The sequence below is a fragment of the Noviherbaspirillum sp. ST9 genome, from assembly GCF_048799745.1.
Lineage (GTDB): Bacteria > Pseudomonadota > Gammaproteobacteria > Burkholderiales > Burkholderiaceae_D > Noviherbaspirillum.
Genome location: NZ_JBLWFR010000010.1, coordinates 34,316 through 47,394 on the forward strand (window position 1 = coordinate 34,316; position 13,079 = coordinate 47,394).

Here is a 13,079-nt window from a genome sequence, read left to right on the forward strand (position 1 = left end):
CGATCTCAGCGTGCGTCCGCGTTTTCGAAACGGTACTCGACGTAGGCGCGGTCGCGCATCTGGCGCAACCAGTCCTGCGTCGCTTCGTCCAGCTTGCGCTCGCGGATCGCCTGGCGAGCGATCAGGCGCTGGCGTTCCTGGGACACATCATCCTTCTTGCGCTCAAGCACCTGGATCAGGTGATAGCCGAACGGCGACTCGATCGGCTCGCTGATTTCGCCCGGTTTCAGGGCATCCATCGCACGCTCGAATTCCGGCACCGTATCGCCCGGATAAATCCAGCCGAGGTCACCGCCGCGCGAAGCGGACAGGTCGTTGGAGAACAGTTTGGCCAGGTCCTCGAACTTGGCGGCGTTGTTGTCGAGGCGCTGCTTCAGTTCGACCAGCTTGCGCTTCGCATCGGCCGGCGAGACGATCTGGTTTACCTTGATCAGGATGTGGCGCGCGCGCGTCTGCTGCACCGAATTGCCGGTGGCCTTGACGACGCTGGCGCTGCGCTTGCCGTTGAGCTTGAGGATGTGGAAGCCGTTCGGGCTCTTGATGATCTGCGACACCTCGCCCTGCTTGAGGCCTTCGGTCGCGCTGACGAACAATTGCGGCAGGCGGTCCTGGTTGCGCCAGCCGAGGTCGCCACCTGTCAGGGCGTCGGTGGCATCGGAATAGGTTGCGGCCAGTTTGGCGAAGTCGCCACCCGACTTCACCTGCTGCAGCACCTCTTCGGCGCGCTTGCGGCGCTCGGCGATTTGCTCTGCGGTCGCGTTTTCCGGCGTACGAACCAGGATGTGGGACAGCAGGAATTCCTGGCCCTGCGGCGCGCCCTGCTCGGCGAGGTAATTGTCGACTTCGGATTCGGTGATCTGGATCTTGTTGTCTACCTCGCGCTCGCGCAGGCGCTGCATCATGATCTCTTCGCGAATCTCTTCCCGGAAGCGCGTGAAAGGCGTGCCTTCACGTTCCAGCGTGGTGCGGAATTCCTGCAATGACATGCGGTTCTGCTCGGCGATACGCGCCACGGCGCGGTCGAGCATGAGGTCGTCGACGCGGATGCCGTATTCCTTCGCCAGTTGCAGTTGCGCGCGGTCGATGATCATGCGCTCCAGCAGCTGGCGCTGGAACTCGGCAGGCGGCGGCAGTGCGATGCCCTGGTTCTTCATGCGGCGCTCCACGAGGCGCAGGCGTTCGACCAGCTCCTGGCGCGTGATGACTTCGTTGTTGACCACGGCGATGATCGAGTCGGCGAGATAGACGCGCGGCGCGGCTTGGGCGCTTCCCGGCGCCGCCTGCGCGGAGGCATCTTGCTGCAGGCCTGCACCGAGGCACAGGGCCACGGCGGCAAGCGCGACGCTGCGCGCGGGGTGTGTGGCGAATCGCATGATCTGAAGAGTCTTCATGGAACGTTCTTCGTTAAGAGTTAGGGTTGGTTCACCAGCTGATAGCCGGGAATGTTGGCGCGCAGCGCGTCGATCGGGTTCGATCCGAGGCGCGTCAGGCCGTTGAGTTCGAGCTGGAAGAAGATGGCCGAGTTCGTCAGGCCGGTCGCCGTCGGCGTACGCTGGCCGACGATGCGGAACACCCAGCAATCCGCCTTGTATTCCATGCCCAGCAAGCCTTCCGCCACCTTGCTGTCGGGCAGCGAGTAGTTGACGCGCGCGACGCCGTACCAGCGGTCCGCGAGCGGCCACTGTCCGGACACATCGACCTGTTCCAGATTGTTCACGCGGGCACGGCGGTATTGCAGGTTGAGCACGCGCTTGGGCGCGGGCTGCCAGCGTACGCCGTAATTCGCCCGGCTCATGGCGTGGAGCGTCTGGCTGTACTGCACATTGCCTTCGACGCTGAACGTCCGGGTGAGTTGGCCGTAAGCAGAGACAAGGAGGTCGGAGCGACTCTCGTTGCGCGCGCCGCCCAGCGTCACGCGCTGCTCCGTGAAATAGAAGCGCTGGCCGAGCGCGAAGCGCATGCGTTCCGCGCCGGTCGGTTCGATGTAACGGGAGATGATCGCGGCCGTGACCTGGTTGGCATCACTGATACGATCGCTTCCGACGAAACGGTTCTCGCTGAACAGCTGCGCGAAGCTCAGGTCGGCTTCCGCAGTATCGAAATTCGGGAAGGCCGACTGGTCCTTGTACGGCGTGTAGACATAAAACAGGCGCGGCTCCAGCGTCTGCGTCATGGCGTTGCCGAAGAACTGCGACTCCCGCTCGAACACCAGTCCGCTATCGAGCGACAGCGTCGGGAGCGTGCGCGACAGGTTGCTGGCGACGACCGGGACATTGTTGTCCAGGTTGTATTTCGTCGAATGCAGGGACAGCCGCGGCGTGATGAAATAGCCCGGCTTGATGATCGGATAAGCGATGCGCGGATTGACCAGGAAACGGTCGCCGCGCACGAAACTCGGGTGCCAGAACCGCGTGAGTTCCGAATCCACATCCCAGTCGAAACCGTTGACGTCCTGCTTGCCCGCATGGAAGGAAACTTGCGGCAGACGGTCATAGGGTCGAACGATCGGCACCACCGGATCCTGCAGCACCTGGAAGTTCGACGCCCGTGCCGTGGCCTGCCAGAGCGGGTTGCCGTAGCTGAGCGCCATGTCACGCAGGAGGAGGCGCTGCTTCGCTTCGGTGATCGTGCGCGAGAAATCGGTCGGGTAATCGTCGTCCGATGCGCTGTTGATGTTCCAGGAATAAACCAGGCCGGGTCCGAAGACTTGCGTGTGCGTGGACGAGATCGCGTATCGATCGGTTTTCGTCTGCTGGTCGCCAGGCAAAGCTTCCAGGCGCGTCCGGCCCGAGTAGCTCTCGCCCAGGTAGCGCCCCTCCGCGCCGAGTTGCAGGCCGCGGCGTGCATAGATCTTGGGATACAGGGTCAGGTCGCGGTTCGGGGCGATGTTGAAGTAGTAAGGAACAGTGACTTCGAGACCGCCGCGATTGGTCGTGCCGATGGTCGGCGGGAGAGCGCCTGTCTTGCGCGCGTCCGAAAGCGGAAAGGACATCGCTGGCGCGGCGAGGATGGGCACGCCCTTGAAATAGACGAGTGTGCGATGTGCAATGCCCTCGTCGCGCGCATTGTCCAGGTCCAGTCTGCCCGACTTCAGGTACCAGTCCGGATCGGGTCCTTCGCAGGTACTGTACGAGCCCTCATGCACGGCGGCGCGGTCTTCGCCGAGGAAGTCGATGCGGTCCGCCTGCCCCTGGGCGTTATTGCGCTCCAGATGATAGGTCGGCTTGAGGACGAAACCTTCGCTCGCCTCGACTTTCAGGCGCAGTTCGTCCCCCGTGTACGTGTCACCGAAACGGCGCACGCGGATATTGCCATGGGCCTCGACCTCATCTTCCACAATCCGGTACGTCGCCTTGTCGGCATTGATGGTGGTCGGGCCGCGGATGATTTCGACGTCGCGCTCGAGGACGATTTCACGGTCAGGCCTGCCGCTCATCTGCTCGGCGCTGATGGTTGCGGGAAGATCCTTTTCGTCGACGTTTCCGTCCCTCATTGCCTGAGCCGAAACGGCCGGCGGCAGTGCCATGACGGCAATGGCGGCAAGGATGCGGAGGCGAAGTTGTGAAGGGGGAAATGCGGGAAACCGGGTCATGAAAAGAAAGGGTCGGCTGGCGCTTTTTTAGGTTTAATCCCTTATTATATGGGAACTCACCTCCCGCAAACCTTACCCCAGGTAGTTTCATGTCTTTTAATACCGGTTCCGATCTTCGTCTCGCACAGTTGAAAGAATGGCTGGCCACCCTGTCGGCCGAAAAAGTATTGCCCGAATCCATCAGGCCGGCATCGGCCGACGCCAGCTTCCGCCGCTATTTCCGCGTCGATGCGCCGGACGGCACCACGTACATCGCCATGGACGCCCCGCCGCCGCAGGAGGACGTGGGCCCTTTCATCCATGTTGCAGAAGTCTTCGGCGAGACCGGCGTGTCCGTGCCCAAGGTGCTGGAGCGGGACGTCGAGCGTGGCTTCCTGCTGCTGACCGACCTCGGCTCGACGACCTACCTGCACCAGTTGAACCATGACACCGCGCACAAGCTCTATCTCGATGCGATCGACGCGCTGGTGCTGATCCAGGCGCAGAGCAAGCCCGGCGTGTTCCCGGAATACGACCGCGCGCTGCTGCACAGGGAACTGATGCTGTTCCCGGATTGGTACATCGGCAAGCATCTCGGCATCACGATGACGGAGAAGCAGACCGCGCTGCTGAACAGTGTATTCGACACGCTGCTGGCGAATAACCTCGCCCAGCCGCAGGTGTACGTGCATCGCGACTACCACTCGCGCAACCTGATGGTGACCGAGCGCGGCAATCCCGGCATCCTCGACTTCCAGGACGCGGTGTACGGCCCGATCACCTATGACCTCGTGTCCCTGCTGCGCGATGCTTACATCCAGTGGGACGAGGAAATGGTGCTTGACTGGGCGATCCGTTACTGGGAACGCGCGCGCCGCGCCGGCCTGCCGGTCTCGCATGATGTTGACGCGTTCTACCGCGACTTCGAATTCATGGGCCTGCAGCGCCACCTGAAAGTGCTCGGCATCTTCGCGCGCCTGTATCACCGCGATGGCAAGGATGGCTACCTGAAGGACCTGCCGCTGGTGATGGAATACACGCGCAAGGCCGCCGGCCGCTACAAGGCGCTTGCGCCGCTGATCGTCCTGCTGGACGAGCTGGATGCCAAGGGTCCGTCGGTCGGCTTTACCTTCTGAGTGAAGCGAAAAGGGATATTTGCAGCATGAAAGCCATGATTTTTGCCGCCGGACGCGGCGAGCGGATGCGCCCCCTCACCGACAACTGCCCCAAGCCGTTGCTGAAGGTGCGCGGCCGGCCGCTGATCGTGTGGCACATCCTGAACCTGGTGCGCGCCGGTATCAAGGAAATCGTGATCAACCACGCCCACCTCGGTCATATGATCGAGGAAGCGCTTGGCGACGGTTCGCAGTTCGGCGCGAAGATCGCGTATTCCGCCGAAGGAACCGCACTGGAAACCGCGGGTGGCGTTGCCAAGGCGCGTCACTTGCTGGGCGAGGAGCCGTTCGTCGCGATTGCAGCGGACGTCTATTGCCCGCATTTCGATTTCGAGCAGGTCAAGGACGCGCTCAAGGACAACGACATGTGGGGCAATCCGCATCCGCACGACAAGCGCGACGTGGCATGGCTCTACCTGGTGAAGAATCCGCCGCATCATCCGAAAGGCGACTTTGCCCTGCACAGCTTTTCAATCGCGAACGATGGCGAGCCGCGTTACACCTTCTCCGGCATCGGCGTCTACCGCACCGAGATCTTCGACGCAGTCAAGCCCGGCGAGTCGGCACAGATTGCCCCCATCCTGCGCAAGTATGCGTCGCGCGGGCAGGTAGGCGGCGAAGTATTTCGCGGCGACTGGACGGACGTTGGCACACCGGAGCGACTCGCGCAACTGAACGGATAAGAACGGACAAGGAGTGTCGATGAAGTCTTATGCAGCCCGGCGCGCCGCCCTGATGGCGCAGATGAAGGCAAAAGGCGGCGGCGTAGCGATCATCCCCACCGCGCCCGAAGTCATGCGCAACCGTGATGCCGACTATCCATACCGGCATGACAGCTATTTCTACTATCTGTCCGGCTTTACCGAACCGGAATCGGTGATCGTGCTGGTTGCAGGAAAAACCGACCAGGCCATCCTTTTCTGCCGCGAAAAAAATCTCGAACGCGAAATCTGGGACGGCTATCGCTACGGCCCGGAAGCGGCGCGCGAAACCTTCGGCTTCGACCTTGCCCATCCAGTCTCTACCCTCGATGCCGAGATGCCGAAGCTGCTGGCGGATGCACCGGCGCTGTTCTATGCGCTGGGCAGCGACAGCAAGCTCGACAACCAGGTAAAGGAGTGGCTGCACAGTGTGCGCATGCAGGCGCGCGCGGGGGTGACGGCGCCGTCCATCGTGCACGACGTGCATGTGCTGCTCGACGAGATGCGTCTCTACAAGGATGCCGAGGAAGTGGCTGTCATGAAGCGCGCCGCGGCGATCTCCGCCGGCGCGCACCGTCGTGCGATGCAGACGGCCCGCCCCGGTCTGCGCGAATACCACGTCGAGGCCGAACTGCTGCATGAATTCCGCCGCCACGGCTCGCAATTTCCGGCCTACGGCTCCATCGTCGCGACCGGCGCAAATGCCTGCGTGCTGCACTATCGCGCCAGCGACGCCGAGATCAAGGACGGCGACCTGATCCTGATCGATGCCGGCTGCGAGCTCGACAGCTACGCGTCCGACATCACTCGCACCTTCCCTGCCAACGGTAAGTTCAGCGGGCCGCAGAAAGCCCTGTATGAAATCGTGCTGGCCGCACAGTACGCGGCTATCGCCGAAACAAAGCCGGGCAAGCGCTTCATCGACGGCCACGACGCGGCAGTGCGGGTGCTGGCGCAGGGCATGCTCGACACCAGGCTGCTCGACAAGAACAAGGTCGGCCTGCTGGACGACGTGATCGAGAAAGGTGCCTTCCGCCAGTTCTACATGCACCGCACCGGCCACTGGCTGGGCATGGACGTGCACGACGTCGGCGAATACCGCGAACTGAACGGCGCGAGCGATGAAAAGCCATGGCGCACGCTGCAGCCCGGCATGATGCTCACCATCGAACCCGGCATCTATGTCCGCCCGGAACCTGGCGTGCCGGAAGAATTCTGGAACATCGGCATTCGCATCGAAGACGATGCCCTGGTGACGGAAAGCGGCTGCGAGATCATCACCGAGGCAGCGCCCAAGACTGTTGCCGATATCGAAGCTGTCATGAAGCAGTGATGACCCGCCCCGATTTCGACATCGCCATCTGCGGCGCCGGGCCAGTCGGCCTGGCGCTGGCGCTGCTGCTCGTCAAACGCGGCGCCGAGGCAGCACGCGTTGCGCTCATCGATGCCAAGTCCCTTGAGCAGGTCAACAAGGACCCGCGATCGCTGGCGCTGTCCTATGGCAGCACCCAAGTCCTGGAAGAGATCGGTGCGTGGCCGGTTGCTTCGGATCCGATTCACGATATCCACGTGTCGCGGCGCGGCCATTTCGGCCGTACCATCATCGATCGCGAGGAATACGGCGTGCCGGCGCTCGGCTACGTCACCCGTTACGGCGCCATCGTGACGGCACTTGCGGCGGCGGCACGGCAGACCGCAATCACGATGCTCCGTCCGGCTCATGTCACTTCCTCCATGGAACGCGACGATGCGGTCGAGATCCGGTTCGGCGATGGAAAATCCATCACTGCCGGCATCATGGTGCAGGCCGAAGGCGGTGTTTTTTCCGAGCAGGATGCCAAGACCGTGCGCCGTGATTACGAACAGACGGCGATCATTGCACATGTCACTGCCAGCGCGCCCGTTCCCTACCGTGCCTTCGAACGGTTTACGGAAGAAGGCCCGCTCGCGCTGCTGCCGCAGGACGACGGTTATGCACTGGTCTGGTGTGCGCGGCCAGCCACGGCTTCACGGCTGTTCGCGCTTTCCGATGCGGACTTTCTCACCGAACTCGGCACGACCTTTGGCACGCGCGTTGGACGCTTTACCGGCGTGACGCCCCGCATTACCTACCCGCTTGGGCTGAATGCCCATGCCGCGGCTTCTCTGCGCACGGTCGCCATTGGCAACGCCGCGCAAACGTTGCATCCGGTGGCGGGCCAGGGGCTCAACCTCGGATTGCGGGACGCCGCCGTACTGGCGCGCATGCTGGCACGCGAACCGGTACCCGATAACCTGTTGCACTTCGTGCAGGAACGGCAGACAGACCGCAAGGTCACGATCTCCCTCACCGACACGCTGGCGCGCGTCTTTGCGAGCGCGCCGGACGGCACATTGACGCAATCGGCGCTCGGCTTCTCCCTCGCCCTCGTCGACACCATACCAGGCGCCAAACGGTTGCTGGCCGAGCAGTTCATGTTCGGCGTGCGATAGAAAAGAAAAAGCCGCGCAATGCGCGGCTTTTTCCTTCCTGCGTGCCTTCCAATCAGGCCGTCTTCAACGCCACCAGCACTTCGTCCAGCATCTTCTTTGCATCACCGAACAGCATGCGGTTGTTGTCCTTGTAGAACAGCGGATTGTCCACGCCCGCATAGCCGGACGCCATGCTGCGCTTCATGACGATGGAGGTCTTCGCCTTCCAGACTTCGAGCACCGGCATGCCGGCGATCGGGCTGGTCGGGTCTTCCATCGCCGCCGGGTTCACGATGTCGTTGGCGCCGATGACCATGGCGACGTCGGTGTCACCGAAGTCATCGTTGATCTCGTCCATTTCCATCACGATGTCGTACGGCACCTTGGCTTCCGCCAACAGCACGTTCATGTGACCCGGCATGCGGCCCGCAACCGGGTGGATGCCGAAGCGTACGTTGACGCCCTTTTCACGCAGGTGCTTGGTGATTTCATACACCGTGTGCTGTGCCTGCGCCACCGCCATGCCGTAGCCCGGAACGATGATCACGTTCTTGGCTTCGCGCAGCAGTTCGCCGGTTTCCAGTGCGGACACCGGAACGACTTCGCCTTGCGGTTCCGTGGAACCGCCACCGGCTGCCGCCGGCTTGCCGCCTTCGGAACCGAAGCCACCCGCGATCACGCTGATGAAGTTGCGGTTCATCGCGCGGCACATGATGTACGAGAGGATCGCACCGCTCGAACCCACCAGTGCGCCGGTCACGATCAGCAGGTCGTTCGACAGCATGAAGCCGGTTGCCGCCGCCGCCCAGCCCGAGTAGCTGTTGAGCATGGACACCACCACCGGCATATCCGCGCCGCCGATCGCCATCACCATGTGAATGCCGAACAGCAGGGCGATCACGGTCATCACGATCAAGGGGGTCATGCCCTCGTTGACCGAATGCGCCTTCAGGAACTGTGCGCCGAAGTAAATGACGATCAGCAGGCCGGCAAGATTGAGGAAGTGACGCGCCGGGAGCAGCAGCGGTTTGCCGCCGATACGCCCGGACAGCTTGCCGAAGGCGATGATCGAACCGGAGAAGGTCACCGCGCCGATCAGGATGCCGATGTAGATTTCCACTTCATGGATCGCCTTTTCGGCGCCGGAGAAGTTGGCCGAAGCCGCCGGATCGATGTAGCTTGCGTAACCGACCAGTGTTGCCGCGAGACCGACCAGGCTGTGCATCAAGGCAACCAGTTCCGGCATCTGCGTCATCTGCACGACGCGTGCGGCGTACAGGCCGATCGCGCCGCCAACGACCATCGCCCCGATGATCCACGGGATGCCGATCGTGGTCACATGCGGCCCGAAAATGGTGGCCAGCACGGCAATTCCCATACCGATCATGCCGTAGAGGTTGCCGCGGCGCGCCGACTCAGGATGCGACAGCCCGCCCAGGCTCAGGATGAAGAGGATGGTCGCACCGATGTAGGCGACGATTGTGAGACTTTCTGACATTATTATCGCCTCCCTTATTTGCGGAACATCGCCAGCATGCGGCGGGTCACGGCGAATCCGCCGAACATGTTGATCGTGGTGAGCACGATGCCGGCAACAGCCAGCCAGCGGATCAGGTCACCCGGGCGCTCGATGCCTGCGGAGAGCGGCGGCGCGATCTGCACCAATGCGCCGATGGCGATGATGCTCGAGATCGCGTTCGTCACGCTCATGAGCGGCGTATGCAGCGACGGCGTCACGTTCCACACGACCATGTAGCCGACGAAACACGCCAGCACGAAGACCGTGAAGTGGCCGAGGAAGGCCGCCGGGGCATAAGCACCGATGACCCAGAACACCGCGGCCGCGACGCCGAACAGGATTGCGGTCTTTGTGCCGGAAGCCGGCGCTCCGCCTCCGCCATGGCCGTGTCCCTTCGCCGGCGCAGCAACCGCTGGCTTGGCTGCGGGTTTGGGCGGTGCCGCCGGCAGCTTGGGCGCCGGCGCCGGCCAGGTGACTTCACCGTCCTTGACGACCGTCAGGCCGCGGATGGCGTCGTCTTCCATGTTGACGTTGATGACGCCGTCCTTGGTCTTGCACAGTTCCTCGGTCAGGCGCAGCAGGTTGGTCGAATACAGCGTCGACGACTGCTTGGACAGGCGGCTGACAAGATCGGTATAGCCGACGATGGTCACGCCATGCTTCACGACGGACTGGCCGGGTTCGGTCAGTTCGCAGTTGCCGCCCTGCTCGGCCGCCATGTCGACGATGACGCTGCCCGGCTTCATGCTCTTCACCATCTCGGCGGTGATCAGCTTGGGGGCCGGCTTGCCCGGAATCAGGGCGGTCGTGATGATGACGTCCACTTCCCTGGCCTGCTTCGCGTACATCTCGCGCTGGGCCTGCTGGAAGCCTTCACTCATGACCTTGGCATAGCCGCCACCGCCGGAGCCTTCTTCCTCGTAATCGACCTTGACGAATTCGCCGCCCAGCGACACGACCTGGTCAGCCACTTCGGCGCGTGTGTCGTTGGCGCGCACGATCGCACCTAGTCCTGCTGCGGTGCCGATGGCCGCCAAACCGGCCACCCCTGCGCCGGCAATGAAGACCTTGGCCGGCGGAATCTTGCCGGCGGCCGTCACCTGGCCATTGAAGAAGCGGCCGAAGGCATTCGCCGCCTCGATGACTGCGCGATAACCGGCGACACCGGCTTGGGACGTCAACGCATCCATCTTCTGTGCGCGGCTCAGCGTGCGCGGCAGCGAGTCGATGGCCAGCACGGTCGCCTTTTTGGCCGCGAGCTGTTTCATCAGGTCCGGGTTCTGTGCCGGCCAGATGAAGGAAATCAGCGTGCCGCCTTCGCGCATCAGGCCGACTTCCTCGGGGCTCGGCGGGCGGACCTTGAAGACGATGTCAGACCCGGCCCACAATTGAGCTGCATTGTCGACGATGCCAGCGCCGGCGGCGCGATAGGTGTCATCGCTGAAATTGGCGGCATCGCCCGCGCCGGTTTCGACCTGGACCGAAAAACCCACCTTGATGAGCTTTTCGACCACATCGGGCACCGTCGCGACGCGCTTTTCGCCCGGGAAGACTTCCCGTGGTACTCCTATCATTAGAGGCATACGTTGTTCCCCTTGCTTATGGTTGTAGATTGGGTTGGACAGCTCACGGGACAGCCTCACCTGCCCCATTCCTGATTCATTTTTGGCAACAAACCATCCCGCAGCCGCATAACGGCCAGCCGCGCGCGATTGTCGCTCGTTGGTATTCTTACACCGATCTTACACGCAAAAGAAAAATTAGCACAACCGTTCTTTTTTGTTTCTTCTCGACGCGGCACTCTAAACACCCTCAATCCTCCGCTTTTCGGCATCATTCCAGTTAGCAAAATGACGAAAAATAAATGTAGCGGCTTTTTGAGATGGAACGAAGATTACGCTTAGCAAGAGTTGTGCGAAATCAAGATTTTTTCCCTCCGGCAGCCGATCATTCGTCTTTTCGCTAGCGGTTGCCATGCGCGGTACAATGGCGGCCTCTTCAAGGAAACATATGTCAGAAGTCTGGAAACCCTCAGTGACTGTCGCGGCCATCATCGAGCGCGACGGCCGTTTCTTGCTGGTCGAGGAAGAGACCAGCGACGGCATCCGTTTCAACCAGCCGGCAGGGCATCTCGACCCGAACGAATCGCTGGCAGAAGCTGTCGCGCGCGAAACGCTTGAGGAAGCTGCCTACGAATTCACCCCGACCGCACTGGTTGGCGTCTACATGTCGCGCTACGTTTCGTCCCGCACCTTGAAGGAAGTGACCTACCTGCGCTTCGCTTTCTGCGGCAATCTTGGCGCCCAGCAAGACCGCGAGCTCGACGAAGGCATTTTGCGTGCCATCTGGATGACGCGCGACGAACTGCTCGCCTGCCAGGAAAAGCACCGCAGCCCCCTCGTGCTCCAGTGCATCGACGATTACCTTGCCGGCCGGCGCATGCCGCTGTCGGTGATCTATACCCATCCCAGTGTCATCGGTGCAGTGAATGTCTAAGAAGCGGGTTGTCATTGGCATGTCGGGCGGCGTGGACTCCTCCGTGTCGGCATGGCTGTTGAAGGAACAGGGCTACGAAGTCATCGGCCTGTTCATGAAGAACTGGGAAGACGACGACGATTCCGAATACTGCTCCACGCGCCAGGACTGGATCGACGCGGCGAGCGTGGCCGACGTGGTCGGCGTGGACATCGAGGCGGTGAACTTCGCCGCCGAATACAAGGACCGCGTCTTCGCCGAATTCCTGCGCGAATACCAGGCCGGCCGCACGCCGAACCCGGACGTGCTGTGCAATGCCGAAATCAAGTTCAAGGCCTTCCTCGACCATGCGATGAAGCTGGGCGCGGACCTGATCGCGACCGGCCACTATGCCCGCGTGCGCCAGGCGGCAACCGGGAAGTTCGAACTGCTGAAGGCGCTGGACCATACCAAGGACCAGAGCTACTTCCTCCATCGCCTGAACCAGGCCCAGCTGTCGAAGACGCTGTTTCCACTCGGGGAAATCCCGAAGACGGAAGTGCGTGTCATCGCCGAGAAGATCGGCCTGCCCAACGCGAAGAAGAAGGATTCGACGGGCATTTGCTTCATCGGCGAGCGCCCTTTCCGCGAATTCCTGAACCGCTACCTGTCCTACCAGCCCGGCCCGATGAAGACGCCGGACGGCAAGACGGTGGGCGAGCATGTCGGCCTCAGCTTCTACACCCTCGGCCAGCGCAAGGGCATCGGCCTCGGCGGAATGAAGTCCTACCAGAACGCCGATGGCAACAGCGACGCCTGGTACGTGGCAAAGAAGGATGTGGAAAACAATACCTTGTACGTGGTGCAAGGACATGACCACCCCTGGCTGCTGTCCTCGTCGCTTGCGGCGGGGCAGGCAAGCTGGATTGCCGGCGAACCGCCGTCCCTGGCCTCGCTCTCGGCAAAAACGCGCTACCGCCAGGCGGATGTTCCCTGCGCGTTCACGGCTGACGGCGCTGACCGTTTCTCCCTCGCTTTCCCCGATGCGCAGTGGGCGGTGACGCCAGGCCAATCCGCCGTGCTGTACGACGGCGAAGTGTGCCTGGGGGGCGGAATCATCGACGCCAATATGTAACAGTTAGCGCACACTCCTCCGCTTTCCCTCCACAACTATCCTTGCGTCACAAAAGTCGTTTCCTTCGCAAGGG

The 13,079-nt window shown here is 62.3% G+C and carries 10 protein-coding genes; 6 read left to right on the plus strand and 4 right to left on the minus strand.

What is annotated here, in order from left to right; all coding sequences use genetic code 11:
* Positions 1 to 5: 5 nt before the first annotated feature.
* Positions 6 to 1,391: a peptidylprolyl isomerase gene (locus ACNOHI_RS21480; RefSeq protein ID WP_420476752.1), complete on the minus strand. Its 1,386-nt coding sequence runs from the start codon at positions 1,389 to 1,391 to the stop codon at positions 6 to 8.
* A 20-nt stretch (positions 1,392 to 1,411) separates the two neighbouring features.
* On the minus strand, positions 1,412 to 3,493 hold the full coding sequence (locus tag ACNOHI_RS21485; RefSeq protein ID WP_420476753.1) for an LPS-assembly protein LptD: 2,082 nt from the start codon (positions 3,491 to 3,493) through the stop codon (positions 1,412 to 1,414).
* Positions 3,494 to 3,681: 188 nt separating this feature from the next.
* On the opposite strand from ACNOHI_RS21485, the gene ACNOHI_RS21490 reads away from it, so the two are divergent.
* The 4 genes from ACNOHI_RS21490 to ACNOHI_RS21505 are packed head-to-tail and all read left to right on the plus strand — an operon-like array spanning position 3,682 to position 7,919.
* Positions 3,682 to 4,707 (plus strand): aminoglycoside phosphotransferase family protein, encoded by a 1,026-nt coding sequence (locus tag ACNOHI_RS21490; protein WP_420476754.1) that lies wholly within the window; start codon positions 3,682 to 3,684, stop codon positions 4,705 to 4,707.
* Positions 4,708 to 4,733: 26 nt separating this feature from the next.
* On the plus strand, positions 4,734 to 5,429 hold the full coding sequence (gene murU, locus ACNOHI_RS21495) for an N-acetylmuramate alpha-1-phosphate uridylyltransferase MurU (protein ID WP_420476755.1): 696 nt from the start codon (positions 4,734 to 4,736) through the stop codon (positions 5,427 to 5,429).
* A 19-nt stretch (positions 5,430 to 5,448) separates the two neighbouring features.
* Entirely contained in the window at positions 5,449 to 6,780 is a 1,332-nt protein-coding gene (locus ACNOHI_RS21500; RefSeq protein WP_420476756.1) for an aminopeptidase P N-terminal domain-containing protein, read from the plus strand.
* A complete protein-coding gene (locus tag ACNOHI_RS21505) occupies positions 6,780 to 7,919 on the plus strand; it encodes a UbiH/UbiF/VisC/COQ6 family ubiquinone biosynthesis hydroxylase (protein WP_420476757.1) in 1,140 nt (379 codons plus the stop codon). The genes ACNOHI_RS21500 and ACNOHI_RS21505 overlap by 1 nt, the downstream gene beginning before the upstream one ends.
* A gap of 52 nt (positions 7,920 to 7,971) precedes the next feature.
* On the opposite strand, the gene pntB is transcribed toward ACNOHI_RS21505, so the two are convergent.
* Together pntB and ACNOHI_RS21515 are read right to left on the minus strand one after the other, a co-directional pair.
* Positions 7,972 to 9,396 carry a Re/Si-specific NAD(P)(+) transhydrogenase subunit beta gene (gene pntB / locus ACNOHI_RS21510; RefSeq protein WP_420476758.1) on the minus strand — a complete coding sequence of 475 codons (1,425 nt, stop codon included), beginning with the start codon at positions 9,394 to 9,396 and terminating at the stop codon, positions 7,972 to 7,974.
* A gap of 14 nt (positions 9,397 to 9,410) precedes the next feature.
* Positions 9,411 to 11,000, minus strand: coding sequence for a Re/Si-specific NAD(P)(+) transhydrogenase subunit alpha (locus ACNOHI_RS21515; protein WP_420476759.1), 1,590 nt, complete (start codon positions 10,998 to 11,000; stop codon positions 9,411 to 9,413).
* Positions 11,001 to 11,427: 427 nt separating this feature from the next.
* Here ACNOHI_RS21515 and ACNOHI_RS21520 point away from each other — a divergent pair, with 427 nt between their 5' ends.
* Positions 11,428 to 11,913 carry an NUDIX hydrolase gene (locus ACNOHI_RS21520; protein ID WP_420476760.1) on the plus strand — a complete coding sequence of 162 codons (486 nt, stop codon included), beginning with the start codon at positions 11,428 to 11,430 and terminating at the stop codon, positions 11,911 to 11,913.
* A complete protein-coding gene (mnmA, locus tag ACNOHI_RS21525; protein ID WP_420476761.1) occupies positions 11,906 to 13,006 on the plus strand; it encodes a tRNA 2-thiouridine(34) synthase MnmA in 1,101 nt (366 codons plus the stop codon). The genes ACNOHI_RS21520 and mnmA overlap by 8 nt, the downstream gene beginning before the upstream one ends.
* Positions 13,007 to 13,079: the final 73 nt, after the last annotated feature.

Excerpts from the sequence above, each read along its gene's own strand:
- mnmA (WP_420476761.1), top strand. The coding sequence starts at position 11,906 with ATGTCTAAGAAGCGGGTTGTCATTGGCATGTCGGGCGGCGTGGACTCC.
- ACNOHI_RS21515 (WP_420476759.1), bottom strand. The coding sequence starts at position 11,000 with ATGCCTCTAATGATAGGAGTACCACGGGAAGTCTTCCCGGGCGAAAAG.
- ACNOHI_RS21520 (WP_420476760.1), top strand. The coding sequence starts at position 11,428 with ATGTCAGAAGTCTGGAAACCCTCAGTGACTGTCGCGGCCATCATCGAG.
- ACNOHI_RS21485 (WP_420476753.1), bottom strand. The coding sequence starts at position 3,493 with ATGAGGGACGGAAACGTCGACGAAAAGGATCTTCCCGCAACCATCAGC.
- ACNOHI_RS21500 (WP_420476756.1), top strand. The coding sequence starts at position 5,449 with ATGAAGTCTTATGCAGCCCGGCGCGCCGCCCTGATGGCGCAGATGAAG.
- ACNOHI_RS21505 (WP_420476757.1), top strand. The coding sequence starts at position 6,780 with ATGACCCGCCCCGATTTCGACATCGCCATCTGCGGCGCCGGGCCAGTC.
- pntB (WP_420476758.1), bottom strand. The coding sequence starts at position 9,396 with ATGTCAGAAAGTCTCACAATCGTCGCCTACATCGGTGCGACCATCCTC.
- murU (WP_420476755.1), top strand. The coding sequence starts at position 4,734 with ATGAAAGCCATGATTTTTGCCGCCGGACGCGGCGAGCGGATGCGCCCC.
- ACNOHI_RS21490 (WP_420476754.1), top strand. The coding sequence starts at position 3,682 with ATGTCTTTTAATACCGGTTCCGATCTTCGTCTCGCACAGTTGAAAGAA.
- ACNOHI_RS21480 (WP_420476752.1), bottom strand. The coding sequence starts at position 1,391 with ATGAAGACTCTTCAGATCATGCGATTCGCCACACACCCCGCGCGCAGC.